The sequence below is a fragment of the Rhodopseudomonas faecalis genome (assembly GCF_003217325.1).
Classification (GTDB): Bacteria; Pseudomonadota; Alphaproteobacteria; order Rhizobiales; family Xanthobacteraceae; genus Rhodopseudomonas; species Rhodopseudomonas faecalis.
This window is the reverse complement of record NZ_QJTI01000001.1, coordinates 26,872-51,893: the sequence shown is the minus strand read 5'-3', so window position 1 is coordinate 51,893 and position 25,022 is coordinate 26,872. Positions and strand designations below refer to the sequence as shown.

The following is a 25,022-nucleotide window of genomic DNA, read 5'->3' as shown; positions in this document are numbered from 1 at the left end:
TTTCGGCTGACTTGCTTCGCACGCCGCGGTGGCCTACTCGTCGCAAGGGTTTTGGGGTGATCATGCTTCAACTACAGTCTGCGTTCGGCGTTTTCGCTTTGCTCATGATTGCGTGGTCGTTCGGCGAAAACCGTGGTGCGGTGTCGTTCCGACAGGTCGCGATCGGCGTGCTGGCGACGTTTGCCACCGCGCTCGTGCTGCTCAAGCTGCCGGGCGTGGCCCATGCCTTTGACGTGGTCAACGACGCGGTCGGGGCGATCTCCAGCGCGACCCGCGCCGGCACCAGCTTTGTGTTCGGCTATCTCGGCGGCGGCGCGCTGCCGTTCGACGTCACCAATCCCAATGCCACCTTCATCCTGGCCCTGCAGGCGCTGCCGATCGTGCTGGTGATGAGCGTGCTGACCACGCTGTTGTTCTACTGGCGCATCCTGCCGCCGATCGTGCGCGGCCTGTCCTGGCTGCTCGGCCGCACACTTGGGGTCGGCGGCGCGGTCGGACTGTCGACCGCCGCCAATGTGTTTCTGGGCATGGTCGAAGCGCCGCTGTTCATCCGGCCCTATCTCGCCAAGCTGACCCGCAGCGAGCTGTTCTTGGTAATGACTGGCGGCATGGCCGGCATCGCCGGCACGGTGCTGGCGCTCTATGCCACGCTGCTGGCGCCGGTGATCCCCGATGCCGCCGCGCATTTCGTGATCGCCTCGGTGATCGGTGCGCCGGCGGCGATCCTGATCAGCCTGATCATGGTTCCCGAAACCGGAACCTATCGCACCGGCGGCAGCGTCGATCCCGCCGCCGAATGCCACGGCACCATGGACGCGATTTCCAAGGGCACCGTGGCTGGCCTGGAACTGCTGCTGCATATCGTGGCGATGCTGATCGTGCTGGTAGCGCTGGTGTACCTGCTCAATGCCGGGCTCGGTCTGCTGCCGAACCTGGGCGGCGAGCCGGTCACGCTGCAACGGCTGCTTGGCTATGTGATGGCGCCGGTGTGCTGGCTGCTCGGCCTGCCCTGGCAGCAGGCGGTCACCGCCGGCTCGCTGATGGGCATCAAGACCGTGCTCAACGAGCTGATCGCCTATCTCGATTTTGCAAAATTGCCGGCCGACGCGCTCGATCCGCGCTCCAAGCTGATCATGCTGTATGCGATGTGCGGCTTTGCCAATTTCGGCAGCCTCGGCATCATGATCGGCGGCCTTGGCGCGATGGCGCCGGAGCGGCGCGAGGAAATCGCCAGCCTCGGCCTGAAATCGCTGGTGTCCGGCACCCTGACCACCTGCCTGATCGGCGCCGTGGTCGGCGTGCTGACCTGGCCCTAACTTCGTCCGAAAACACCCGACCGGCGCATCAGGCGCCGGCCGGCACCGCCGTCAATGCAGCCGGAACACGCCGTCCACGGCGCGCATTTCGGCCGGCTTGACCAGCTTGGAGTGGGCGACCGTCACGGCGAACAGCTTGCCGTCCAGCTTGCTTTCCCAAAAACTGAGAAACTCTTTCAGCGCCGGGAAATGCGGATACAGGTCGTATTGCTGCCAGACATAGCTCTGCAGCAGCCAATCGCGATCCGGCCGGCGGTACAAGATCTCCGCCGTGGTCAACCCATAACCCAGCACCATCTTGCGAAAGTCGCTGGAAACGCCGTCCACCGAACTCATGCCAACCTCCTTTGCTTGCATGAAAATCCTGACGCACGACAACGCTTGATCTCAAGCCTAAAAATTTAACGTTCCGTTGAATTCATGAGCATTAGCAGCGACTTACGCCGACTGCTAACAGCCTGGGCAGCGATCTTCAGCCGCCGCTTTCCGCGCCGTTAGCAATCGTTCCAGATGAGTGCCAATTTTTTTGGGCCAGACCCTTGTTGAACCGAATGCGCTGCCCTATGTCCTGGCCACGCGCGCTGGCACTCTGTCCGCGCGACTGCTATATTCACTTTCATGAATAACTTCAGAAACTTAGGAGGACTTGTATGAACTTCCGTCCGCTTCACGACCGCGTCGTGGTCAAGCGCATCGACGCCGAAGAGAAGACCGCCGGTGGTATCATCATCCCTGACAGCGCCAAGGAAAAGCCCTCGCAGGGCGAAGTCGTCGCCGTTGGCCCGGGCGGCCGCGACGAAACCGGCAAGCTGATCCCGATCGACATCCAGGTTGGCGACCGCGTGCTGTTCGGCAAGTGGTCCGGCACCGAGGTGAAGATCGACGGCCAGGAACTCCTGATCATGAAGGAGAGCGACATCCTGGGCGTGCTGACCGACGCCGGCAGCAAGAAGAAGGCTGCCTAAGCCTGCGCCGTTCGACCGGCCGGGCCACGGCTCGCAGGTCGAACATCCGTCCACTGATCACCGTTCCCCTCGCCCTTGGAGGCGCGGCCGGCACCCGCCCCGCGCTCAGGATGATGGGACAAACGCAATTTCATCAGGGAAACAACCATGTCCGCTAAAGAAGTAAAGTTCGGCGTTGACGCCCGCGACCGCATGCTGCGCGGCGTCGACATCCTCGCCAACGCCGTCAAGGTCACCCTTGGCCCGAAGGGCCGCAACGTCGTGCTCGACAAGTCGTTCGGCGCGCCGCGCATCACCAAGGACGGCGTCACCGTCGCCAAGGACATCGAGCTCGACGACAAGTTCGAGAACATGGGCGCGCAGATGGTGCGCGAAGTCGCCTCGAAGTCGGCTGACGCTGCGGGTGACGGCACCACCACCGCGACCGTGCTGGCCCAGGCGATCGTGCGTGAAGGCGCCAAGGCCGTTGCCGCCGGCATGAACCCGATGGACCTGAAGCGCGGTATCGACCTCGCGGTGGAAGCCGTGGTCGCCGACCTCGTCAAAAACTCCAAGAAGGTCACCTCGAACGACGAGATCGCCCAGGTCGGCACCATTTCGGCCAATGGCGACGCGGAGATCGGCAAGTTCCTGGCCGACGCCATGAAGAAGGTCGGCAACGAGGGTGTGATCACCGTCGAGGAAGCCAAGTCGCTGGAAACCGAACTCGACGTCGTCGAGGGCATGCAGTTCGACCGCGGCTACATCTCGCCCTACTTCATCACCAACGCCGACAAGATGCGCGTTGAGCTGGAAGACCCCTACATCCTCATCAACGAGAAGAAGCTGTCGTCGCTGAACGAGCTGCTGCCGCTGCTCGAGGCCGTGGTGCAGACCGGCAAGCCGCTCTTGATCGTTGCGGAAGACGTTGAAGGCGAAGCGCTCGCCACCCTGGTGGTCAACCGCCTGCGCGGCGGCCTCAAGGTCGCGGCCGTCAAGGCTCCGGGCTTCGGCGACCGCCGCAAGGCCATGCTGCAGGACATCGCGATCCTGACCGGCGGCCAGGCGATCTCGGAAGACCTCGGCATCAAGCTGGAAAACGTCACCCTGCAGATGCTGGGTCGCGCCAAGAAGGTGATGATCGACAAGGAAAACACCACGATCGTCAACGGCGCCGGCAAGAAGGCCGACATCGAAGCCCGCGTCGCGCAGATCAAGGCGCAGATCGAGGAGACCACCTCGGACTACGACCGTGAGAAGCTGCAGGAGCGTCTGGCCAAGCTCGCCGGCGGCGTCGCGGTGATCCGCGTCGGTGGCGCGACCGAGGTCGAAGTGAAGGAGCGTAAGGATCGCGTTGATGACGCGATGCACGCCACCCGCGCTGCGGTCGAGGAAGGCATCGTTCCGGGCGGCGGCGTCGCGCTGCTGCGTGCGGCCGAGCAGCTCAAGGGCCTCAAGACCAAGAACGACGACCAGAAGACCGGCGTCGAGATCGTGCGCCGCGCCCTGTCCGCCCCGGCCCGTCAGATCGCCATCAACGCCGGCGAAGACGGCTCGGTGATCGTCGGTAAGGTCCTGGAGAAGGAGCAGTACAACTACGGCTTCGACAGCCAGTCCGGCGAATATGCCGACCTGGTGAAGAAGGGCATCATCGACCCGACCAAGGTTGTGCGCACCGCGATCCAGAACGCCGCCTCGGTGGCTTCGCTGCTGATCACCACCGAAGCGATGGTGGCCGAGCTGCCGAAGAAGAACGCCGGCGGTCCCGCCATGCCTCCGGGCGGCGGCATGGGCGGCATGGATTTCTGATCCAGCCACCTTCGATCGCAAACACAACGAAGCCCGGGAGCAATCCCGGGCTTTTTGTTTGGGTGATATTATCTCGTCATCCCGGGCGCGATGCAGCACGCAGTGCTGCTTCGCAGACCCGGGATCGCGACGGGCGGTGCGTCATCGCAACTTGCAGCACCGCAGCGAAGATAGAGCCTGTCGCGCCGCAGCAGCGGCATCCAGAGCCACTTTTCGATAAATCGCAATACTGCTAATCTGCGCCGATGAGCAGCGTCGAAGACATCGAAAAGCCATCGCAGCGCTCGCCCCCGGCGATCTGGCGCGGTTTCGCGCCTGGTTCGATGCCTTCGACGCCGCCTCCGGCAAGCTCGACGCGCTGGCGGAGCGAGCGCTGAGCGACCACCGCGACGGCCAAACCCGCGAGCTGTGAGGCATTTCGCCAGCCCGGAATTCTGGTCGGCCTATCGCCGCCTCCCCGCGCCGATCCGCGACCTCGCCGACAAGAGTTTCGCCCTGCTCAAGGCCGACCCGCGCCATCAGTCAATTCATCTTGCGAGCAACGATCCATAGGAAACGGGCATCTTCATTGTCTTGTTGAACCACCTCCGCGCGAACCATCTGAAGACCGGCCTGGCGCACGAAATCGAACGTTACCGCATCGCTGTTGTGACTAAAGAACATCTCTGTGCCGAGCCATTTGCCCACCCAGTCATGCGCACTCCCGGTACCAAAACTGCCGACAAACACCCCGGCCGGTTTCAGCCATTCGCCAATTCGGCTCAACAGTAACCCTTGCTCAGTCGCCGCAACGTGCGTGATCGAATAGAACGCCGCACCCCCATCAATTGACGAGACGGGCAAGTCCACCGTCATCATATCGCTTTGCAGGAAAGTGGCGCGGCAAACTCGCTCCCTCGCGATCTCAATTTGCCGAGCAGAACTGTCCACCCCAGTCACTGCGTGACCAGCGAGGCACAATCGTTCGGCGATAGGAATCCCGGCGCCACATCCCAAGTCCAGGACTTTTGACTTTGGCGGCAAGGTCGCAAGGTGAGCCTTGTCAATGGACGGGATCGCGTCAGCGCCATGAAAACTAAGGAAGATCCGCATGTCCTCCATAATTTCTGGAGGTCACTCGCAGAAATCCCAAAACACCTATTATTTCGCTTGAGGTATTTGCCGTAGCATCATCGATGAGCAAGCACTGCCGATCAATGATCTTTGGCTTGGCGTTGTCCACGCGCAACAATAATAGTAATGAATATTAGTCCGATTGAAACAACGGTCAGGCCAATCGAACCTCCGATTTGAGGTAACCCGAGCACTCCAGTCATTGCCACGGAAAAACCACCAGCCATAGGCTGTACAAAGCCAAATACAGCCGAGGCTATTGGCCTGTGTTGTCCATGTGTGTTCAAGGCATCGCCAGAACAGGGGGTAATTATGAATCCAAACGCCGCTTGCAGAAGGATGATGCCAGAGATTGTGTAGTAGACGTGCCAGATGTAGCCAACACTCATGAACGCGAGGCCGGCGGTCATTAGTGCTATTCCTACCTGTATTAGATTTTCGCTCGATAGATGAGCCACCAAATAGCCGCTCACGAAAAAACCTAAGGCGACCACGCCGCTCGCCAGAGATAAGACGAGGCCTACCATCGCGGGGGAAAGTTCCGCTTCATTGCTCAGGATGAAGGGCAGGCGGGCGCTGAGCGGGCTGAATGCCACTTGGAATGAAGCCGCGATGAGAGTTGGGATAATGAAGGCTGGCCTTGCCAAGACGGCTTTCCAGCTTGAGCCTTCGGATGACGTGGAAGCGTCCGATCTTATGCGATCCTCTCTCCCCAGTTGTCCTCGGTCAACGATTTCAATCCAGACTCCAGCGATGACCACAGGCGCAACAAGAGCTACCAAAGCCCAGCGCCATCCGAAAGCGGCCACCAATACCCCGGCTACGAGGGGCATTGCGATTTGCATGATTTCAACCGCGCCGCTAGCCCAGGCGAGTAGCCTCTTATATCCATCATCCGATGTTGCGTCTCGTAAGACTACGCGGGTTGCATTTGATCCGATACTGTTCACTGCGAACATAGAGATGAAGACAGCCGCGAAGAGATGAGCATTCTCATTGATAAAAATCAGAGCAGTGGCAAGACCTAGGAAAATGCATGAAAGAGCCGAGGTGCGATAGAGACCAATGACGCGAATTACGGGAACGGATGCCAGTTGTGAGCATGCAAAGGCAATGTAACAACCTCCCAGTAGAGCCTGAAAGAAGTTGTCTGATAGACTATGACTAGCGGCAATCTGAGGAAATAGCGGAGCCAGCGCATCGAAGAATAGGGCGACCGTTACAAAACGGGTAACGGCCGCCCATACCAAACCTCTCGATTTGGTCTTCTCGATGCCTTGCTCAATAGCGTTCAAGGCAATGCCAATCAGCCTACAGCTGCGAGCTTGACCGGCGTTGAGGCGCCCTCATTACGCGCCTTGCTCGCGGCGAGCCACTCGCTCAAGAGAGCGCGGTGCTGAGGGTACTTGCTCGCCAGATAGCTTTCGGCAGCTTCCCACTCGCCTTGGCCAAGCCAGCCTTGAACTTTCTGCAAGTCCTCGTGTGGGATCGGCAGTTCCATGTGCAACTCGACCGCCGAGTATTTGTCAGGAGTCGCGTAGTCACAGAAGACGTTGAAATTCCATACACGGAGACCCATTTCGAATCTCCTTTCAGATTAGGTTGTCGAAGCCATCAGACATGTGAGTGATGGTTAGGACAGTTTGATCCCAATTTGCAGCGTTGGGTAGCGCGAAAATTGTCGCACGCGACGACATCAACCTCTGGTCGCATCGTAGGTGCATTCCTAGAGCGTTTCATGCCTTGAGGGAATCGTTGGGGATTCCCGGGCCGTATCCTGCAGGCGCCGTGCGTGCTCAAGACGCTTCGCTCTTGCGCTCTGCCGCCTCCGTCGGTCATTCCGCGCTTGCCGACCGTCCCTGCCGCTTCCGACTTCTCGCTCCCACACAAACTGCTAATCTCCACCGATGAGCAGCGTCGAAGACATCGAAAAAGCCATCGCAGCGCTCGCCCCCGGCGATCTGGCGCGGTTTCGCGCTTGGTTCGATGCCTTCGACGCCGCCCGGTTCGACGACCGCATCGCGCGCGACGCCAACTGGCTTTGCTCGCAGACGGACCGCTCACCCGATGCCCCCCACCCGTCCGGCCCGATCGGCATCGGGCCGTCCACCCTCCCCGCAAGGCGGAGGGATAAGAGGGCGCGTGGCGTCCATCCCGACGACTCTGGAGCAAAGCCTCCTCGCTGCCTGATACGCTTCTGGCTAAACATGAAGCGCTCTAAGCACAGCGCAGTCGCCCCACGGCTGACTGCGCGCACAGCCGCTGCGCGTCGCTGCAAGGCGCTCAGCTCGCCTGCCCTGCCCGCGCCGTCATCGCATCGATCCGCTGCACCAGCGCCGCGCGCTGCGCCGTCAGGACCGGATATTCGGCATTGCTGGGCGATGACGCCGCAATCGCCTGATCGTAATGAGCCAGCACAGTCTGCTCGCCATCGATCAGGTTCGGCAAAATCTTGTCATCGAGATTGATGACCAGCGAGGTCAGCTTCATCACCGCGCGATCGAGCATGCCCATATAGGAACCGCCCTCGCCGGGCGGCGCACCAAGGCGCTGCAGCTGCGCGGCGATCGCCTCGGCATCCTGGTCATGTTGCGCGATCAGTTCGGTGAACAGCGGCGTCAGCCCTTGGCCGTGCGCGTCCTTCAGCCCTTCTTGGTAGCCGCTGCGGGCATCGATCAGGCTGGTATGCAGCGCCGTCAGGCTGCGAATGAGGTCGTCCATGATCGGTCCTCCCTCGCTATCAGCCGCAGCCATCGGCCGCGGGCGTGATCAGCCTAGCGCGCCGTTGTCTGAACGCAATCAGCATTGAACGCGGCAGGCCCCATGCAAACGCGGCGCAGCTAAGCCTCAAAAAACGCCAATGCCCGCGACAGCGCGGGCATGACGAAGCAAAAGTGAGGATTGCCGGTGTTAGTCGAGGCTGGCGACCACCGCGAGCCGCTTGATCTGCTGGTTCTTGAAGGCGCGCAGGAAGGCTTGGTAGTCCTTGAACGACACGCAGCCATTGCTGTCGCCGCGCGGGCCGAGCATGTAGGTGTGCGCCAGCAAGCCGGTGCGGCCGTGGATCGCGCCCGCGCCGCCAACCGGGTTGAGGCGGATCGCCTCGACGCCGTGGAACAGCGCTTCACGCATCGACAGGTCATAGAGATGCGGCGGGGTGGCGCCACGCATCCGCTCGTGCACATAGCGCGGATCGTCCATCCGGGCGCCGAGGCCGGAATGGGCTTCGAGCTGCGTGCCGTCTGGCAGATACACCTTGCGCGCCGAGATGTCGTACACCGCGGTGAAGCGGTCATAGCGGCCGGTATTTTGCGGCGCGTCGCGGCCATCGCTGAGCACGCCGCCATCGGGCGAGGCAAAGGCCAGCACGGCGCCGAGCGGCTCCGACTTGCCGAACAGTTTTTCAAAAATGCTGGCCGCCTTGCTGGGCGCGTTGTTGGCGGCAATGCTGGCCTGGCGGTTAGCCTGGGCGATCTCACGCAGCGACGGCCCCTTGTCGCTGCCGCGGGCGGCGACCTGCGCCGACGCCTCGCTCGGCCGCGCCGACGGCAGCGGCACCAGAGCGGCGACCTGTTGCCGTGCCGGTTGCGGCGCGGCAGCCACCTGCGGAGCGGCCTCGGGCACCGGAGCCGGCGCCACCGAAACAGAGCGCGGCGCAAAGCGGGCGGCGAATTCTTCGCGGGACAGGCCGGCGCGCGAAGGCTCTTGAGCCGGCTCAGCGGGCGCTACAGCGACGATGTCCTGCATGGGAGCGGAGGCCGGGGCGAGGCTCGCCAGCGCGACATGCGGCCGTCCCTGCGTCTTGGCGACGACATGGCTGGCGGCGGAGAGATTGGTGGTCGGCACGGGAGCGGCCGAGAAACGATCCTCAAAACCGCCCACGCTGGGATAAGCGCCGCTGCTGAAGACGTTGGAATAGACGGCGCTGGCACAGGCCAGCACCAGGCCGGTGACGGCGACCACACCGATCCGGCTGAACGGACTCGAAGGCCGCGACGCGCGTGCGCGGCCCGTTGCGGTGTTCGCCATGCCGGTTGAATTACGCATTCGCTTGACGCCACCCATCCATGGCCCCCTTGCACCAGCGTTTAATGGCAGCAAAGAGGCAGACTTGCGCAACACCCTCGGCAACCACGTCGGACAGCGTTTTGCCAGGACTGCGCAGCGGCATTAGGGCGGATTTGAGTTAATTACGATTTAAAGTTAACGAATTGGCGCACGATTAGTGTCCGCCCTACGCACGCCCTGCTCGCTGGCACAACGTTTGCTTGAGAGCAGCGCTATTGTCTTAGGGAGTGCCGGATGTCCGTCCCGTTCGATCGCTATGTCAGCTTCAAGAACGCCGATTGGGAAGGCAAATCGCAGCGGGTGATGGCGCGGCTGCAGCGCCATATCGACGCCGCCGACAATCCGTTCTGGGCCTATTTTGCGAAGAAGCGCGATGAACTACGCGCCAAGCAGGGGCTCGACGATTTGCGCGTGCTGCACAACTATCTGCCAACGCTACGCGAGCTGCTGGAAGATTGCGGCGATCTCGAAACCTTGGAATTGCTTGAAGATTTGGAAGTCACCTGCATGTAAGGCCGCTAGGCGGCGGGGCGGTGACCTCCGCGCGCGGATCAGGACCGCGCGCGGTGCAGGAGGGTTTTGGTCAGGAGACCAGCGCGGCCACGCAGAGCGCGCAAAACACGGCAACGCCGCCGATTCCGATCACCAGCAGATGGCGTACCGTGGCTTGAGGCAGTGTAGCATTCATAACAGATAATAGGCCTTCATCAGCGGCCGCCGCGACCAATGGAGGTTACGGCAGCACGAGGGATCCAGCAGTGAGCGGCAACGGACCGCCCGACCGGCCGCGCTTCAGCGAAGCGGGCCAATCCATGCCTGCTGCATAGGGCCCCGATTGATGGCAATAGTGTGGCACCGGCATGGCGCTGCGGGACACGACGCGGGCCTGCCTCACCAAAAAAACGCCGGGGCGAAACTGATTCGCTCCGGCGGATTGCTATTGTCGTCGGGCAAGTAGTGCCCTGCCCCGATCTGGCACAGTCACCGAGCCAGAATCACGAGGCCATAAGCACAAGACCATAAGGACGTGGCTAAGCGGCGTTGAAGCCGGCGATCGCCTTGACCTCGAGATATTCTTCCAGGCCGAACTTGCCCCATTCGCGGCCATTGCCCGATTGCTTGTAGCCACCGAACGGCGCGGCGCGCTCATTGGACGCGCCCTGCAGATTGACGTTACCCGCGCGAATCTGGCGCGCGACCTTGCGGGCGCGCTCGACCGAACCGGCCGACACATAGCCCGCGAGGCCATAGGGCGTGTCATTGGCGATGCGCACCGCGTCGTCCTCATCCTTGGCGCCGATGATGGTGATCACCGGCCCAAAAATTTCTTCGCGCGCGATCGTCATGTCGTTGGTGACATCGGCGAACACCGTCGGCCGCACATAGAAGCCCTTGTTGACGCCATCCGGCAGGCCGGGACCACCGGCCACCAGCGTCGCGCCCTCGGCGATGCCCTTGTTGATCAGCGCCTGGATCTTCTCCCACTGCGCACGGTTCACCACCGGACCGATGGTGGTGCCCTCGGCGCGCGGATCGCCGGCCTTGGTCTTGTCGGCCACCGCCTTGGCGATCTCGGCGACCTCCTTCATCTTCGAGGCCGGCACGATCATCCGGGTCGGCGCGTTGCAGGACTGGCCGGAATTGTTGAACACATGGGCGACGCCGCCGGTGACCGCCTTCTGCAGATCGGCGTCCTCCAGAATGATGTTCGGCGACTTGCCGCCCAGCTCCTGGCTGACGCGCTTCACGGTCGGCGCCGCGCGCTGCGCAACGTCAATGCCGGCGCGGGTTGAGCCGGTGAACGAGATCATATCGATCTCGGGATGCTCGCTCATCGCCGCGCCGACCTCAGGGCCAAGGCCGTTGACGAGGTTGAACACGCCCTTGGGCACACCGGCTTCGTGCAAAATCTCGGCGAAGATCAACGCCGAGGTCGGCGTGAATTCCGACGGCTTGAGAATCATGGTGCAGCCGGCGGCCAGCGCCGGCGCCACCTTGCAGGCGATCTGATTGAGCGGCCAGTTCCAGGGGGTGATCATGCCGATCACGCCGATCGGTTCACGCACCAGCAGCGCTGAACCGAGCGGCTCCTCGAACGGGTAGTTCTTCAGCACGTCGAGCGTGGTCATGATGTGGCCGAGCCCGGCGCCGGCCTGGAAACGCTCAGCGAACGGCAGCGGCGCGCCCATCTCATCCGAGATCGCCGCGCCAATTTCTTTCATCCGCGCCTTGTAAACGGCAATGATCTTCTCCAGCAGCGCCACCCGCTCCTCGCGGCTGGTCTGTGAGTAGCTCTCAAAGGCGCGGCGCGCGGCCGCGACCGCCTTGTCGACATCGGCCTTCGATCCCAATGCAACTTCGTACATCGCTTCTTCGGTCGCGGGATTGACCACCGGCGTCGTCTTCTTGACGGTGGGATCGACCCAAGCGCCATCGATGTAGAACTGCATGCGATTGACCATCGTGTACCTCTTTTGCGGATGAAGGCTGTGGCGCGGCTGCACCCAACGTCCGGGGCCGCACTGTGCCAGCAAGATATAGCAACTGCGAGCGGCGATGCCACAGCGACGCCGCCGTCAGGCCGTGGGATTGGGCTCGGCCGGAACCGTTTTCGCGTGGCGGCGCCGTTCGCGATGCGCGGTGTACAGCCCGCTGCCAATGATGAACGCGGCGCCGACGAAGGTCCACAGATCCGGCAGTTCGGCAAACACCACAAAGCCGATCACCGTGACCCACACCAGTTGCACGTAGGAGAACGGTGCCAGCACCGAGGCGTCCGCGTGACGGAATGCCAGCACCACCAGCCAGTGCCCGGCGCTGGACGCGACGCCGACCCCGACGCCGAGCAGCAGATCGCGCCAGCTCGGCATCACCCAGACAAATGGCACCAGCGCGCTCAACGCCAGCACCCCGACCACCGCGGAATAGGCCATGGTGGTGATGATGCGATCGGCGCCGCTGATCATGCGCGTCATCACCAGCGTGATCGCCCAGGCAAAAGCCGACGCGACCGGCAGAATCGAGGCCGGATCGAACGCCGCGGTGCCGGGCCGCACCACGATCAGCACGCCGCATAGCCCAACCAAGGTTGCCGCCCAGCGATGCAAGCCGACCACTTCGCCCAGCACCACGATCGACAGCGCGGTGACGAATAGCGGCGCCACGAACGAGGTCGCCGAGGCTTCCGCGATCGGCAGATAGCGCAGCGCGGTGATGAACAGCAGCGACGACACCACCAGCGCCAGCGCCCGAAACACCTGCAGCACCGGCTTGTGCGAGCGCAGCGGCGCGCGGTCGCCGGCAAAGGCCACCGGCGCCAGCAGCAGCACGAACACCACAAACCTGATCCAGGCGATTTCGATCGAGGGCAGCGTCGCCGACAGATATTTGGCGAGCGAGTCGGAAGTGGCGAGACAGAGGGTCGCGCCGATCAGAAGAGCGATACCGCGAAACGGGTGATCATCATGACGCAGCGTGGCGCGCGCCAAGTCGGAAGGAGTCGTGGTCGTCAACAGGCGGCCCGATGATTAGGAGGGAAGATAAACTCCGAAAACGGCGATGATGAAAACAATCATGTCAGCAAACGATGTTTGCCGATTTGTCGCAAGAGCGTAATCCGCGGCCAGGTCATGCATTCCTGCGCGAGCCGTTTCGATCTGCGAAACTTCGCCGTTGCGCCGCACAGCGCGACGTGGAACCTTGGCCACAACTAAGATATCGGGATTAACTGGCGAGCGCAGTTGCAGGCCAACTCAGCCCCGCGCGCGGCCAGTCTTTTGGGGGAACGCTGCCATGCCGACATCGTCGCTGCTTGCTACCACCGCCTCGCCCGCCGCGGCCGGCATGTCGGCCACGGCCCTGCAACGGATCGACGATCATCTGCAGCGGCGCTATCTCGATTCCGGGCGCTTTGCTGGCACGCAGGTGCTGGTCTATCGCCGCGGCGCGATCGTCCATCATCAGGTGGCGGGCTTTGCCGATCTCGAACGGCGCGTGCCAATGAAGCCCGACACCCTGTTCCGCATCTATTCGATGACCAAGCCGCTGACCTCGGTGGCGTTCATGATGCTGGTCGAGGAAGGCCGGGTCGCGCTCGATGAGCCGGTCGCCAAATACATCCCGCAATGGGCCAATCTCGGCGTGTTCCAGGCCGGCATCACCGCGCCGTTCCTGACCCGGCCGCCGGTGCGGCCGATGCAGATCGTCGATCTGTTGCGCCACACCTCCGGCCTCACTTACGGTTTTCAGAACCGCAGCAATGTCGATGCCGCCTATCGCGACAAGAAAATCGGCGAGATCGAAAAATCCGGCACGATGCAGTCGATGATCGACGATCTGGCGTCGATCCCGCTGGAGTTTTCGCCGGGCGAGGCTTGGAACTATTCGGTCTCGACCGACGTCGTCGGCTATCTGGTGGAAAAGATCAGCGGCCAGCCATTCGATCAGTTTTTGCAGCAGCGCATTTTTGATCCGCTCGGCATGCACGACACCGGCTTTCATGTGCCGGCCGCGAAAGCGCACCGGCTCGCCGCCTGCTACGCCGCCGACGGCAAGGGCGGCATGACGCTGCAGGACGACCCCACCACCAGTTCGTTCCTGGAACCGCCGTCGTTTATCTCGGGCGGCGGCGGGCTGGTCTCGACCGCGGCCGATTATCTGGTGTTCTGCCGGGCCTTGCTCAATCGCGGCGAACTTGGCGGCGTGCGGCTGATCGCCCCGAAAACGCTCAAGCTGATGACCGCTAATCATCTGCCCGGAGGCCGCGACCTCACCGAAATGTCGCGCTCGATGTTTTCCGAAGCCACCAATGCCGGCGTCGGTTTTGGGCTCGGCTTTGCGGTCACCATGGACCCGGCCAAGACGCTGCTGCCCGGCAGCCCTGGCGAATATTATTGGGGCGGCGCCGCCTCGACCGCGTTCTGGATCGATCCGGCCGAGGAGCTGATCACCATCTTCATGACGCAGCTGTTGCCCTCGAGCCAATACCCGGTGCGCCGCGAGCTGCGCACGCTGGTCTACAGCGCCATCACCGATAGTAATTTGTGAGGACTTCGTCATGCCCGCGCTTGTCGCGGGCATCCACGACTTAATAGCGTGGCAGCATGTTCAAAGACGTGGATGGCCGGGACGAGCCCGGCCATGACGTTCGAAGTTACTGCCATCAATTGACCGGCGCACCGCGCAACCGATCGATCAGCAGCAAGATTTCGCTGGTCATTCCGGGATGCGCCGTTCTCGCGGCGCAGACCCGGAATCTCGCTGTTGCGGCGAAGACGAAGAGACCGGCCGGCGTTGCTATCTCAGCGCGTGCCCGCCCTGGCGCCCACGCCTACCTGCCCGGAAACACCGGCTTGCGCTTCTCGACAAACGCCCGCATGCCCTCCTTGGCATCCTCGGTCATCGCCGTGATCGCGATCTGGCTTTCGGTGTAGGCAATGCTCTCGTCGAACGACATCGCCGCGATCGCGCGCATGGCATATTTGCCGCGCCGGATCGCGGTCGGCGATTTGTCGGTGAGCCGATTGGTCAGCCATTCGACCTTGGCGTCGAGCTCGGCGGCCGGCACTACATAATTGAGCAGACCCGCGGCCAGCGCCGCCTTGGCATCGAACGGCTCGCCGGTCAGCGCCCATTCATTGATCAACCGGCGCGGCGCGATGTTTTGTAGCAAGCTCATCACCTGCATCGGAAACACCCCGACCTTGACCTCCGGCAGCCCGAACTGCACGTGATCGGCGGCGATTGCCATATCGGTCATGCAGAGCAGCCCCATGCCGCCGGCCATGCAGGTGCCGTTGACGCGCGCGATCGACGGTTTGGTGGCGTTTTGCGTCAGCCGCAACAGATCGGCGTAGTCGCCATTGGGCCGCGAGAAATCGAAACCGAATGCCGCGCCTGAGGCCTGCAGATCGGCGCCCGCGCAAAACGCCTTGTCGCCAGCGCCGGTCAGCACGATGGCGCGGATCGACGGATCGTCATGCGCCTGCCGATAACCGCGCGCGATGCCTTCGATCACCGCGGCATTCATGGCGTTGCGCTTGTCGGGCCGGTTGATGGTGATCCACAGCGCCTGCTCGCGCATTTCGATCACCACAGTCTCATCACTCATGCTGAGCTCGCTTTTGCTGATTGCCTTCATTCACGCCGCAGGCGACGTCGCAGATTCGCCGCGCGACGGCTCGGCCTCGATCTCCGCGACGATCCGTCCGGTGGAGACCTGCTCGCCCTCGGCGACATCGATCGCCGAAATGATGCCCGAAATCGGCGCGGCGTGCACGTGCTCCATCTTCATCGCTTCCAGCGTCAGCACCGGCTGCCCGGCGCTGACAAGGTCGCCGGCCTTGACCAGCACCGCAACCACCCGGCCATTCATCGCGGCACGCACCCGGCCATCGCCGCCGCCCGCACTGGCGCGCGCCGGCGCCGCCCTCGTCAGATCACGGATCGTGGTGGTGACGCCAAGCCGCTGCACATAGAGCCAATCACCGTCGCGGCAAAACACCGCCGATTCCGACAGGCCGCGGGCGCGGAAGCGCAGCTCGCCATCGCTGCAGGCATCGAGATCAAAGCTGACGCTGCGCTCGCCATTGTGCACCAGATAGCTGCCGTCGCGCTCGCGATGCACGGCGAGATCAATCGCGTCACCGTCGATCTCAAGCCGCAGCCGCACCGGAAAGGTCGCGGCCAGCGAGCGGCCCTGGCGCCAGCGCGGCGCGTGGCCATCGGTGAGATACCAGAGCAAGGCCGCGACCGCGCTCGCCGGCACCTCATCATCCGGCGCCGCCGCAAACAGTTCTGCGCGATGTTTGGAGATGAAGCCGGTGGTGGCCTCGCCCGCCGCAAACGCCGGGTGGCGGATGCAGGAAGCCAGAAACGCGCGGTTGGTGGCGACGCCAAACGCGATGGTGGTGTCGAGGCCATGCAGCAGCCGGCGCCGCGCTTCATCACGGCTCGCGCCATGGGCGATGATCTTGGCGATCATCGAGTCGTAATAAGGCGGGATCTCCGCGCCGGAGCGCAGCGCGTGCTCGACCCGCAGTTCGCCCGGCATCTGCCAGCGCACCATGGTGCCCGATTGCGGCATGAAATCATGCGTCGCATCTTCCGAGCACAGCCGCACCTCGATGGCATGGCCATGAAAGCGCACGTCCTGCTGTTTTAGCGGCAACGGCTCGCCGGCCGCGATCCGCAATTGCAGCTCAACGAGATCGAGGCCGGTGATCGCCTCGGTGACCGGATGCTCGACCTGCAGCCGGGTGTTCATTTCCATGAAATAGAACTCGCCCTGCTGATCGAGCAGAAATTCCAGCGTGCCGGCGCCCTCATAGCCGAGCGCCTTAACGGCTGCGACCGCTACCTCGCCCATCTTGGCGCGCAGCTCGGCCGACACGGCGGGCGATGGCGCCTCTTCGATCAGCTTTTGATGGCGGCGCTGCACCGAACAATCGCGCTCACCAAGGTGAATGGCGTTGCCATAGCGATCGCCAAACACCTGAATTTCGATATGGCGCGGCTCGATGATCGCGCGCTCCAAAATGACAGTCGGATCGCCGAACGCGCCCTGCGCCTCGGAGCGCGCGCTACGCAGCGCGTCCGGAAACGAAGCAGCGTCAGCGACCAGCCGCATGCCGCGGCCGCCGCCGCCGGCGACCGCCTTGATCATCACCGGAAAGCCGATGCGCTGCGCCTGCGCCAGCATTGCGCCGTCGCTCTGGTCTTCGCCCTGATAGCCGGGCACGCACGGCACCCCGGCTTTGAGCATGATCGCCTTGGCACCGGCCTTGTTGCCCATCGCCTCGATTGCTTGCGGCGACGGCCCGATAAACACCAGCCCGGCGTCGCGGCACGCCGCGGCGAAGTCCTCATTCTCGGCCAGAAAGCCGTAGCCGGGATGCACGGCATCAGCGCCGGCCTGGCGCGCGGCGGCGATGATCGCGTCGATGCGCAGATAAGACTGCGCCGGCAACGCGCCGCCGATGCACACCGCCTCATCGGCCTCGCGCACATGGAGCGCGCCGGCGTCGGCATCGGAATAGACCGCGACCACGCCATAGCCGAGCCGGCGCGCGGTGCGCATCACCCGCAGCGCGATCTCGCCGCGATTGGCGATCAGGATTTTGCGAAAGGGCGAAGGTTTCGTCACGGCTGCACCACTCATGGCCGGGCCACCGCGTATTGCATGCGCGCCGGCCTGCGCGCTTCCGCTTCACGACAAATCGCCAGCGTTTCCGCCAGCACCGCGCGGGTGTCGCGCGGATCGATCACGCCATCATCGAGCACGCGCGCCGAGGTGGCGAACACGTCCATCTGCCCGTCGAACATGAAGGTGATGCTCTTCTGCATCTTTTCGAGCTTATCCTGCTCGACCGGCACGCCGCGCCGCGCCGCGGCGGCCTCGGTGACGATCGCCATGGTTTTCGCCGCCTGCTCGCCGCCCATCACCGCGGTCTTGGCATTGGGCCAGGAGAAGCAGAACCGCGGATGGAAACCGCGGCCGCACATGCCGTAATTGCCAGCGCCGAACGAGGCGCCGCAATACAGCGTGATCTGCGGCACGTTCGCCGAGGTCACCGCCTGGATCATCTTGGAGCCATGCTTGATCATGCCGGCTTCCTCATAGGCCTTGCCGACCATGTAGCCGGTGGTGTTGTTGAGATAGAGCAACGGCGTTTGCGACTGACAGCACGCTTGAATGAAATGGGTCGCCTTGTTGGCGCCGGCCGGATCGAGCGGGCCGTTATTGGTGATGATGCCGACCGCGTGGCCCTCGATGCGTGCCTGGCCGCACACCGTCGCCGGACCATAATTCGGCGCCATCTCGGTGAAATCGGAATCATCGACAATGCGCGCGATCACCTGGCGCATATCGACCGGCCGCTTGTGATCCATCGGCATGATGCCGAGCAGTTCTTCGGCGTCATAGCGCGGCGGCTTGAACGATCCGCTCGGCCCCGGCTCCGGCCGGTCCCAATTCAGCCCGGCCATGATGTCGCGCGCGATGCGCAGCGCGTCGCGATCATCCTCGGCGAGATAATCGCCAAGGCCGGAAATCGACGTGTGCATCTCGGCGCCGCCGAGTTCTTCCTCGGTGGCGATTTCGCCGGTCGCGGCCTTGAGCAGCGGCGGTCCGGCCAGAAACGCCCGGGTGCGGCCGCGCACCATCACGATGTAGTCCGACAGCCCGGTCTGATAGGCGCCGCCCGCGGTCGATGAGCCGTGCGTCACCGTCACCACCGGAAGCCCGGCCGCCGACAGCCGCGCCAGATTGCGAAAGATGTTGCCGCCGCGCACAAAATCCTCGACGCGGTAGCGCATCAGATTGGCGCCGGCGCTTTCCACCAGTTGCACGAAGGGCAGCTTGTTTTCGAGCGCCATCTCCTGCACGCGCAGCGATTTGTCGAGCCCGAACGGCTGCAGCGCGCCGGCATCGATGCCGGAATCATTGGCGCTGATCATGCAGCGAATGCCGGACACAAAGCCGATGCCGGCGATCACGCCGCCGCCCGGCACGCTTTTGGACGGATCACCATTGTCGAACATGTAGCCGGCGAGCGTCGACAATTCGAGAAACGGCGTACCGGGATCGAGCAGCAGTGCCACCCGCTCGCGCGGCAATAGCTGGCCGCGCTTGTGAAAGCGCTCGGCCGAGGCCGCCGAGGCCTTGCGCGCCCGCTCCTCAAGATCACGGATGCGCGCGATCAGCGCCAGCATGCCGTCGCGGTTCGCCTTGAACGCGGCGCCGCCGGGAGCAATGGTGGATTCAATCAGTGCCATTGGATTGTCCTTGTCATGACGACCGTGGCATCCCTCCCCCTTGCGGGGAGGGTCGGCCGAGCACCCGGATCGGCGCTTAGCGCCGTCCGGGCACAGGCTCCGCGGAGGCCGGGGTGGGGGTTCAAAGGCACTGCCTGGTCTCCCCCACCCGGCCCGGCTTCGCTGCGCTACGCCGGTCCACCCTCCCCACAAGGGGGAGGGAAAAGAGCGCGCCCCCGAATGACGCTGTGATCGTGCTCACGCCTGCACCGTCGCAAAATAGTCGGCGAATTCGTTGCGCAGCTCGACCTTGCGCAGCTTGCCGGTCGCGGTCATCGGCATCTCCGCGACAATCCGCACCAGCTTGGGCACCTGGAAGCCGCCGAGCTGATCGCGGCAATGCTCAATGATCTCGGCTTCGGTCGCGGAAGCCCCCGGCTTGAGCTTGACGAACGCCGACACCGCCTCGCCCCATTGCGGATGCGGCAGGCCGACCACCGCGGCATTCATCACCGCAGGATGGGCCAGCAGCGTTTCCTCGATCTTCACCGAGGGCACGTTCTCGCCGCCGGACTTGATCATGTCCTTCTTACGATCGAGGAACAGCACCTCGCCATGTTCATCGACCAAGGCGAGATCGCCGGTGTGATGCCAGCCGAATTTGCGCGACGCTTCGGTCGCGGCGATATCCTTGTAGTAGCCGAGCATCACATTCGGGCCGCGATGCACGATCTCACCGACCTGGCCGGGCGGCAGCAGATTGCCCTCGTCGTCCATGATCGCGGTCTCGTTGACCATGGTCGACTCGCCCCAGTAATTACCAAAGCGCTTGAGCTGTCGATCGGGTTGCGACACCGTGGTCGCCGGATACATTTCGGTCTGGCCGCTCGGCTGCATGAAGTTCGGGCACAGCTCCTGAATGGCGCGCTCGAGCAGCGGCCGCGGCATCGGCGCCATGGTGTAGATGCAGCAGCGCAGCGACGACAAATCGAAATCCTTGCGGCGCGGATGATCGAGCAGCACCTGATACATCAGCGGCAGGCCGATGAAGACCGTGAGCCGGTCGCGCTGGATCGCCTCCAGGCACGCCAGCGGATCAAAGCCGCGCATCAGCGCGACCTTGGCGCCGACCGCGAAATAGGACAGCAGCATGACATGGGCGGCGCAGTGGAACAGCGGGAATTGCCCGGTGATGCCATCATTGCGGTCGAGATGCAGCTCAATGGCGTTGCTCATCACCGCCATGGTGACGGCGAGATGGCAGTGCATCGCCCCCTTCGGCCGCGAGGTGGTGCCCGAGGTGTAGATGATCATCGCCAGATCACGCTCGTCGAACGCGATCTCCGGCTCGATCTCTGACTGACCTTCGATCAGCTGGGTAAAACTGCCGAGCTGCAACGCCGCGGCCTTGCCGGCAAGATCGATGCCGACCGCGTCGATGCCGAGCTTTTCCAGCAGCGCACGGCGATCCGGGATGCCGTACAGATAATCGTCGATCAGCGCGAATTTCACCTCGGCATGACCGAGGATGTATTCGATATCGGAGGTGCCGAGCATGGTGTTGATCGGCACCCACACCAGCCCCGCGCGATGAATGCCGAACAGCGCTTTGACGAACTCGACCGAGTTGTTGCAGATGGTCGCGATCTTGGTGCCGGGTTTCAGACCGCGCGACACCAGATAATTGGCAAAGCGATTGGCGTCGCGCTCGACTTCAAGATAGCTGACCTGGCGGGCGCCTTCGGTCAGCGCGATCCGGTCCGGAAAGCGGCGCGCTGATTTGCGCAAAATGTCGCCGATCGCCACCCGGCCGATCCGCCCTGGCCCCGGCACACCGCCGGTCGCTTCGAGATTGCTCATGTCCGTTTCCCCTGTGCTGCCGGCAGCTCTTGCGGCTGCCCGAGTGATCGATGCGGTTGGGCGATCACGGTGCGTTGCGCGATCGCTAATGCAACAGCCCAAAAATCTGCCGCGCCTCAGTCGGGCTGGCGATCTCGCGGCCGGCCTGGCGCGCCAGCTTGGCCATGGTTTCGATCAACTGGCCGTTGGAGGTCACCTTAGTGCCGTCCGGCTGATAGAAGGTGTCTTCCAGCCCGGTGCGCAGATGGCCGCCGAGTTCGGCGCAGCGCTGGTGCAGCGGCCAGATCTCGGCGCGGCCGATCGCGGTGACCTGCCAATGCGCGTCCGGCGCTTTCAGCTTCAAGAGGATCGGCAGCAGCTCGGGATCGGCCGGCATGCCGGACGCGACGCCCATCACGAAATTGTACTCGAGCGGCCCTGAATACATGCCGGTCTGGCGATACATGCCGACGCAGCGCACGATGCCGACATCGAAGCATTCAAATTCCGGAATGGTGCCGGCTTCCTTCATCACGTCGAGGAACTGCTGCACTTTCTCGACCGGATTGTCGAACATCATCGGCGGCCAGGCCCAGCTGTTGTCGGCCTTGACCTTGAGATAGTTCAGCGAGCCGGCATTGCAGGCCGCCATCTCCGGTTTGGTTTCGCGCACGCAAGCGAGCGCGCCCTCAAAGCGCGGCCCGACCGTGCCGGTGGTGTGGTTGATGATCACGCCCGGACAGGCTTCGCGGATCGCCTGCTGCACCTCGCGCGACACCGTCAAATCCCAGGTCGGCAGATGGCCCATATTCGGCGCCTGCTGACGCAGATGGATGTGCATCACGGTGGCACCGGCGTCGAACGCGGCCTTGGCCTCGCGCGCCATCTCCTCGGGCGTCACCGGCACGTGGTGCTGCTTGGGGTCGGTCAGCACGCCGTTCAGCGAGCAGGTGATGACGGCTTTGTCGCTCATGCCGGGAACACTCCGTTTCGATTGCCCGTGCATGATGCGAAGCCGCGCCGCCGGCTTCTTGCGTTCAGCCGCTACCCGCTGCGACGCTTACGCCCGCCCCTGCCGCATTGCGCCGCGCTCGGCCACCGACTGGCCCCCGCGATAGATCGCCAGGTCGCGCGAGCCGGAGAAAATCGCGCGCGGCTTCAGCCCATAGAAGCGACGAATCGAATGGCTGAAATGGGTGGAGTCCGGATAGCCGATGTCCTGCGCCAGATGCGCAAGGTTGATGTCCTCATTGACGAAATGCAGCATATGCCGCGCCCGCTTCCAGGCCCGGAACGCGCGGAACGCAATGCCGGTTTCGTCCTTGAACAGATGCAGGAAGCGCGACTGCGACAGATTGGCGAGCGCCGCGCAATCGGCCGCGGTCACCGCATTGCCGGAAAATTCGCTGATGCAGGCGATCGCACGCGCGATGCGCGGATCAAGATCGCGGCGCGGCAATGGCTCGCCAAAAAAGATCGCGTCGAATTCCGCAGTGGTGAAGCCGTCGCGGCGGCGGGTGGCCAAGAGCTCGCTATAGGCGGCGCGAATCCGGACCGCGAGCTTGTGCTGCATGTGCTGATCGGCGGCCGCCAGCGACGCCATCGCGCCGGGCGCAATGGTTTCGGGCTCGATCACCAGATTGGTGATGGTGAGATGGTCGGATTGGATGGTGTGCGCGTGATAAGGCGGCACGATCGCGATCACGCCGGTCTGGGTCGGCAGACCTTCGATGGTGACGCGCAACTCGCCGGCAATCGCGGTGTAGATGCCAAAACCGCCAACCGCACGGCGGCGCGGCCGGCCCAGCAGCCCGGCATAAAACAGCCGTTCCGGGCTGATCAGCATCAAATGCCCGGAGCCCGGGCATGACATCTCGCTCATGGGTCGTCCCTCAGGAAGGCGTTTGCTGTCGCCTGTCTCCGTATTGCTGCGGCCCTCTGTGGGGCCCGCTGAGAATACAGAAAACCGACCCGTTGTCACCGGGCAAAGCCGCGCCGGTTCAGAAGCCGCGCGCGACACCCTGCCGCGTTGCCTCGCTCTGCTCGGCCTGCACCGCGCGGCGATAGCCGTCGCGCTGCTGCAGCCGCTGCCAATAGGCGGCGACATTCGGACCAAAATGCTGGCCAAGGCCGATGGTATCGGCGAGCCGCAGCGCATAGCCGATCGCAATATCGGCGGCAGTGAAGCGGCCACCGCACAGCCATTCGGCATTGCCGGTGGCGGTCTCGACCGCGCGCAGCCGGCCCAAGAACCATTTGGTGTAGTCCTCGACCACCTGCGGCTGGCGGCGGTCGGCCGGCTCGAGCGCGCCGTAGCGCAGCACCAGGGTCTGCGGGAAGGTCAGGGTCGCATCGCTGAAGAACAGCCAGTTGAGATAGGCGCCGTAATCGGGCTCGGAGAGATCGACCGTGAGCGGCGTCGGCCCATAGCGGGTGCCGAGATAATGGCAGATGCCGGTCGACTCCGTCATCTTGGTGTCGCCGTCGATCATGAACGGGATGGTGCCGAGCGGATTGATCGCCAGATAATCCTTGGCGAACACCCGTGGCGGGAATGGCAGCATTTTCAGCTCATAATGCAGCTCAAGTTCCTCCAGCATCCACAGCGGCCGGAACGAGCGCGCGGCTTGGCAGTGATAGAGCGTGATCATGGTGCGGTGTTCCCTGTCTGTCGCTTGGTCTTAGTAGCCGAGGCCGCAGCCTCGGCGCACGGCGCGCTCCTTCTCCCCGCTTGCGGGGAGAAGGCAGGGATGAGGGGGCATCTCCGCGAGGTCGAGCCCCATGGCAACGCCCCCTCACCCGGATTGCTGCGCAATCCGACCTCTCCCCGCTTGCGGGGAGAGGTTCGGTTACGCTCGCGGTCGTCGCTCGATCACTTCTCGGCCTTCTTGGCCCGCGGGTCCGGCAGCGTGCCCATGAATTTGCACAGGATACCGAGCATCACCTCGTCGGCGCCGCCGCCGATCGAGGTCAGCCGCGAGTCGCGATAGGACCGGCTCACCAGCGTTTCGTTCATGAAACCCATGCCGCCCCAGAACTGCAAGCAGGCATCGGGCACCTCGCGGCCGAGCCGGCCGGCTTTCAGCTTGGCCATGGTGGCGAGCTGGGTGACATCCTTGCCGGCGACCAGCGCTTCGCCGGCGCGGTACACCAGCGAGCGCAGCAGCTCGACCTCGGTCTGCAGCTCGGCGAGCCGGAAATGCACCACCTGATTGTCGAGCAGGCTCTGACCGAACGCTTTGCGGTTGCGGGTGTATTCGATGGTTTCCTGAATGGTCTTTTCATGGGCCTTGATACAGGCGGCGGCGCCCCACAGCCGCTCCTCCTGGAACTGGACCATCTGATACATGAAGCCAAAGCCTTCCTCGCCAATGCGGTTGCGCTTCGGCACCCGGACATTGTCGAAGAAGATTTGCGCGGTGTCGGATGAGTGCATGCCCATCTTGTCGAGCTTGCGCGCCACCGTGACGCCCTTGGACTTCATCGGCACGCAGATCAGCGACTTGTTGCGATGCTTCGGCCCTTCGCTGGTGTTGGCGAGCAGGCAGATCCAATCGGCCTGGGTGCCGTTGGTGATCCACATCTTGCCGCCATTGATGACGTAATCATCGCCGTCGGACACCGCTTTGGTCTTGATCGAGGCGACGTCGGAGCCGGCGCTCGGCTCGGACACGCCGATGCTGACCACCTGATCGCCGGCAATCGCCGGCACCAGGAATTCGCGACGCAATTCGTCGGAGCCAAAGCGCGCCAGCGCCGGGGTCGCCATATCGGTCTGCACGCCGATCGCCATCGGCACGCCGCCGCAATTGATGGTGCCAAGCTCCTCGGCCATCATCAGCGCGTAGGAGTAATCGAGCCCCTGCCCGCCATATTCGACCGGCTTGTTCAGCCCGAGAAAGCCGAGATCGCCGAGCTTCTTGAACAGCTCATGGGCGGGAAAGATCTGCGCCTTCTCCCATTCATCGACATGCGGATTGATTTCCGAGGCGATGAATTTCTGCAGAATGCGGCGGGGTTCTTCGTGGTCTTGGGTGAACAGCATGCGTCTCTTCCCTTGTCATTCCGGGGCGCGAGCCGAAGGCGCGCGAACCCGGAATCTCAGCTTTCTTCGATGTTGTCCTTCACCTCGGGATTCCGGGTTCGCGCGTTGCACGCGCGCCCCGGAATGACTCCCTTG

The 25,022-nt window shown here is 63.5% G+C and carries 22 protein-coding genes; 5 read left to right on the top strand and 17 right to left on the bottom strand.

Annotation, left to right across the window (positions count from 1 at the left end):
• Positions 1–62: 62 nt before the first annotated feature.
• The gene (locus BJ122_RS00230; RefSeq protein ID WP_103012944.1) at positions 63–1,316 is read left to right on the top strand and encodes a NupC/NupG family nucleoside CNT transporter; all 1,254 of its coding nucleotides are present in this window, start codon (positions 63–65) and stop codon (positions 1,314–1,316) included.
• A gap of 51 nt (positions 1,317–1,367) precedes the next feature.
• On the opposite strand, the gene BJ122_RS00225 is transcribed toward BJ122_RS00230, so the two are convergent.
• Positions 1,368–1,652 (bottom strand): usg protein, encoded by a 285-nt coding sequence (locus tag BJ122_RS00225; RefSeq protein WP_027277601.1) that lies wholly within the window; start codon positions 1,650–1,652, stop codon positions 1,368–1,370.
• 314 nt (positions 1,653–1,966) lie between these two features.
• Between BJ122_RS00225 and groES the strand changes: the two genes are divergently transcribed.
• A complete protein-coding gene (gene groES / locus BJ122_RS00220) occupies positions 1,967–2,281 on the top strand; it encodes a co-chaperone GroES (protein WP_027277602.1) in 315 nt (104 codons plus the stop codon).
• 147 nt (positions 2,282–2,428) lie between these two features.
• Positions 2,429–4,069, top strand: a complete 1,641-nt coding sequence (gene groL / locus BJ122_RS00215; protein ID WP_110779202.1) for a chaperonin GroEL — start codon at positions 2,429–2,431, stop codon at positions 4,067–4,069.
• Between the two features lie 232 nt (positions 4,070–4,301).
• Here groL and BJ122_RS19380 read toward each other — a convergent pair whose 3' ends face one another.
• The 6 genes from BJ122_RS19380 to BJ122_RS00190 all read right to left on the bottom strand — a co-directional run bounded on the left by BJ122_RS19380 (position 4,302) and on the right by BJ122_RS00190 (position 9,229).
• Positions 4,302–4,466 carry a hypothetical protein gene (locus tag BJ122_RS19380; protein ID WP_210205418.1) on the bottom strand — a complete coding sequence of 55 codons (165 nt, stop codon included), beginning with the start codon at positions 4,464–4,466 and terminating at the stop codon, positions 4,302–4,304.
• Between the two features lie 125 nt (positions 4,467–4,591).
• Positions 4,592–5,161 (bottom strand): class I SAM-dependent methyltransferase, encoded by a 570-nt coding sequence (locus BJ122_RS00210; RefSeq protein WP_181418837.1) that lies wholly within the window; start codon positions 5,159–5,161, stop codon positions 4,592–4,594.
• Between the two features lie 101 nt (positions 5,162–5,262).
• Positions 5,263–6,477: an MFS transporter gene (locus BJ122_RS00205; protein WP_181418836.1), complete on the bottom strand. Its 1,215-nt coding sequence runs from the start codon at positions 6,475–6,477 to the stop codon at positions 5,263–5,265.
• An 11-nt stretch (positions 6,478–6,488) separates the two neighbouring features.
• A complete protein-coding gene (locus BJ122_RS00200; RefSeq protein WP_110779199.1) occupies positions 6,489–6,761 on the bottom strand; it encodes a hypothetical protein in 273 nt (90 codons plus the stop codon).
• A 704-nt stretch (positions 6,762–7,465) separates the two neighbouring features.
• A complete protein-coding gene (locus tag BJ122_RS00195) occupies positions 7,466–7,903 on the bottom strand; it encodes a DUF2383 domain-containing protein (protein WP_181418835.1) in 438 nt (145 codons plus the stop codon).
• Between the two features lie 189 nt (positions 7,904–8,092).
• Complete coding sequence (locus BJ122_RS00190) at positions 8,093–9,229, bottom strand: DUF2778 domain-containing protein (RefSeq protein WP_110779197.1); 1,137 nt, start codon at positions 9,227–9,229, stop codon at positions 8,093–8,095.
• Between the two features lie 255 nt (positions 9,230–9,484).
• Here BJ122_RS00190 and cowN point away from each other — a divergent pair, with 255 nt between their 5' ends.
• On the top strand, positions 9,485–9,763 hold the full coding sequence (cowN, locus tag BJ122_RS00185; protein ID WP_110779196.1) for a N(2)-fixation sustaining protein CowN: 279 nt from the start codon (positions 9,485–9,487) through the stop codon (positions 9,761–9,763).
• Positions 9,764–10,281: 518 nt separating this feature from the next.
• Here cowN and BJ122_RS00180 read toward each other — a convergent pair.
• Entirely contained in the window at positions 10,282–11,712 is a 1,431-nt protein-coding gene (locus tag BJ122_RS00180) for an aldehyde dehydrogenase family protein (protein ID WP_110779195.1), read from the bottom strand.
• Positions 11,713–11,826: 114 nt separating this feature from the next.
• Complete coding sequence (locus tag BJ122_RS00175) at positions 11,827–12,762, bottom strand: DMT family transporter (protein ID WP_110779194.1); 936 nt, start codon at positions 12,760–12,762, stop codon at positions 11,827–11,829.
• A gap of 280 nt (positions 12,763–13,042) precedes the next feature.
• On the opposite strand from BJ122_RS00175, the gene BJ122_RS00170 reads away from it, so the two are divergent.
• The gene (locus BJ122_RS00170; RefSeq protein ID WP_110779193.1) at positions 13,043–14,296 is read left to right on the top strand and encodes a serine hydrolase domain-containing protein; all 1,254 of its coding nucleotides are present in this window, start codon (positions 13,043–13,045) and stop codon (positions 14,294–14,296) included.
• A 283-nt stretch (positions 14,297–14,579) separates the two neighbouring features.
• On the opposite strand, the gene BJ122_RS00165 is transcribed toward BJ122_RS00170, so the two are convergent.
• The 8 genes from BJ122_RS00165 to BJ122_RS00130 form a co-directional block, all read right to left on the bottom strand.
• Positions 14,580–15,359, bottom strand: a complete 780-nt coding sequence (locus tag BJ122_RS00165) for an enoyl-CoA hydratase/isomerase family protein (RefSeq protein ID WP_110779424.1) — start codon at positions 15,357–15,359, stop codon at positions 14,580–14,582.
• Between the two features lie 30 nt (positions 15,360–15,389).
• Complete coding sequence (locus BJ122_RS00160) at positions 15,390–17,408, bottom strand: acetyl/propionyl/methylcrotonyl-CoA carboxylase subunit alpha (RefSeq protein ID WP_110779192.1); 2,019 nt, start codon at positions 17,406–17,408, stop codon at positions 15,390–15,392.
• On the bottom strand, positions 17,405–19,024 hold the full coding sequence (locus tag BJ122_RS00155; RefSeq protein WP_110779191.1) for an acyl-CoA carboxylase subunit beta: 1,620 nt from the start codon (positions 19,022–19,024) through the stop codon (positions 17,405–17,407). Before BJ122_RS00155 ends, BJ122_RS00160 begins: the two co-directional genes overlap by 4 nt.
• 237 nt (positions 19,025–19,261) lie before the next feature.
• On the bottom strand, positions 19,262–20,863 hold the full coding sequence (locus tag BJ122_RS00150) for an AMP-binding protein (protein ID WP_110779190.1): 1,602 nt from the start codon (positions 20,861–20,863) through the stop codon (positions 19,262–19,264).
• An 85-nt stretch (positions 20,864–20,948) separates the two neighbouring features.
• Positions 20,949–21,815 carry a beta-keto acid cleavage family enzyme gene (locus tag BJ122_RS00145; RefSeq protein WP_110779189.1) on the bottom strand — a complete coding sequence of 289 codons (867 nt, stop codon included), beginning with the start codon at positions 21,813–21,815 and terminating at the stop codon, positions 20,949–20,951.
• 87 nt (positions 21,816–21,902) lie between these two features.
• Positions 21,903–22,724, bottom strand: a complete 822-nt coding sequence (locus tag BJ122_RS00140; RefSeq protein ID WP_110779188.1) for a helix-turn-helix domain-containing protein — start codon at positions 22,722–22,724, stop codon at positions 21,903–21,905.
• Between the two features lie 118 nt (positions 22,725–22,842).
• A complete protein-coding gene (locus tag BJ122_RS00135; protein WP_103012862.1) occupies positions 22,843–23,493 on the bottom strand; it encodes a glutathione S-transferase family protein in 651 nt (216 codons plus the stop codon).
• A 221-nt stretch (positions 23,494–23,714) separates the two neighbouring features.
• Positions 23,715–24,887 carry an acyl-CoA dehydrogenase family protein gene (locus BJ122_RS00130; protein WP_110779187.1) on the bottom strand — a complete coding sequence of 391 codons (1,173 nt, stop codon included), beginning with the start codon at positions 24,885–24,887 and terminating at the stop codon, positions 23,715–23,717.
• Between the last annotated feature and the right edge of the window lie 135 nt (positions 24,888–25,022).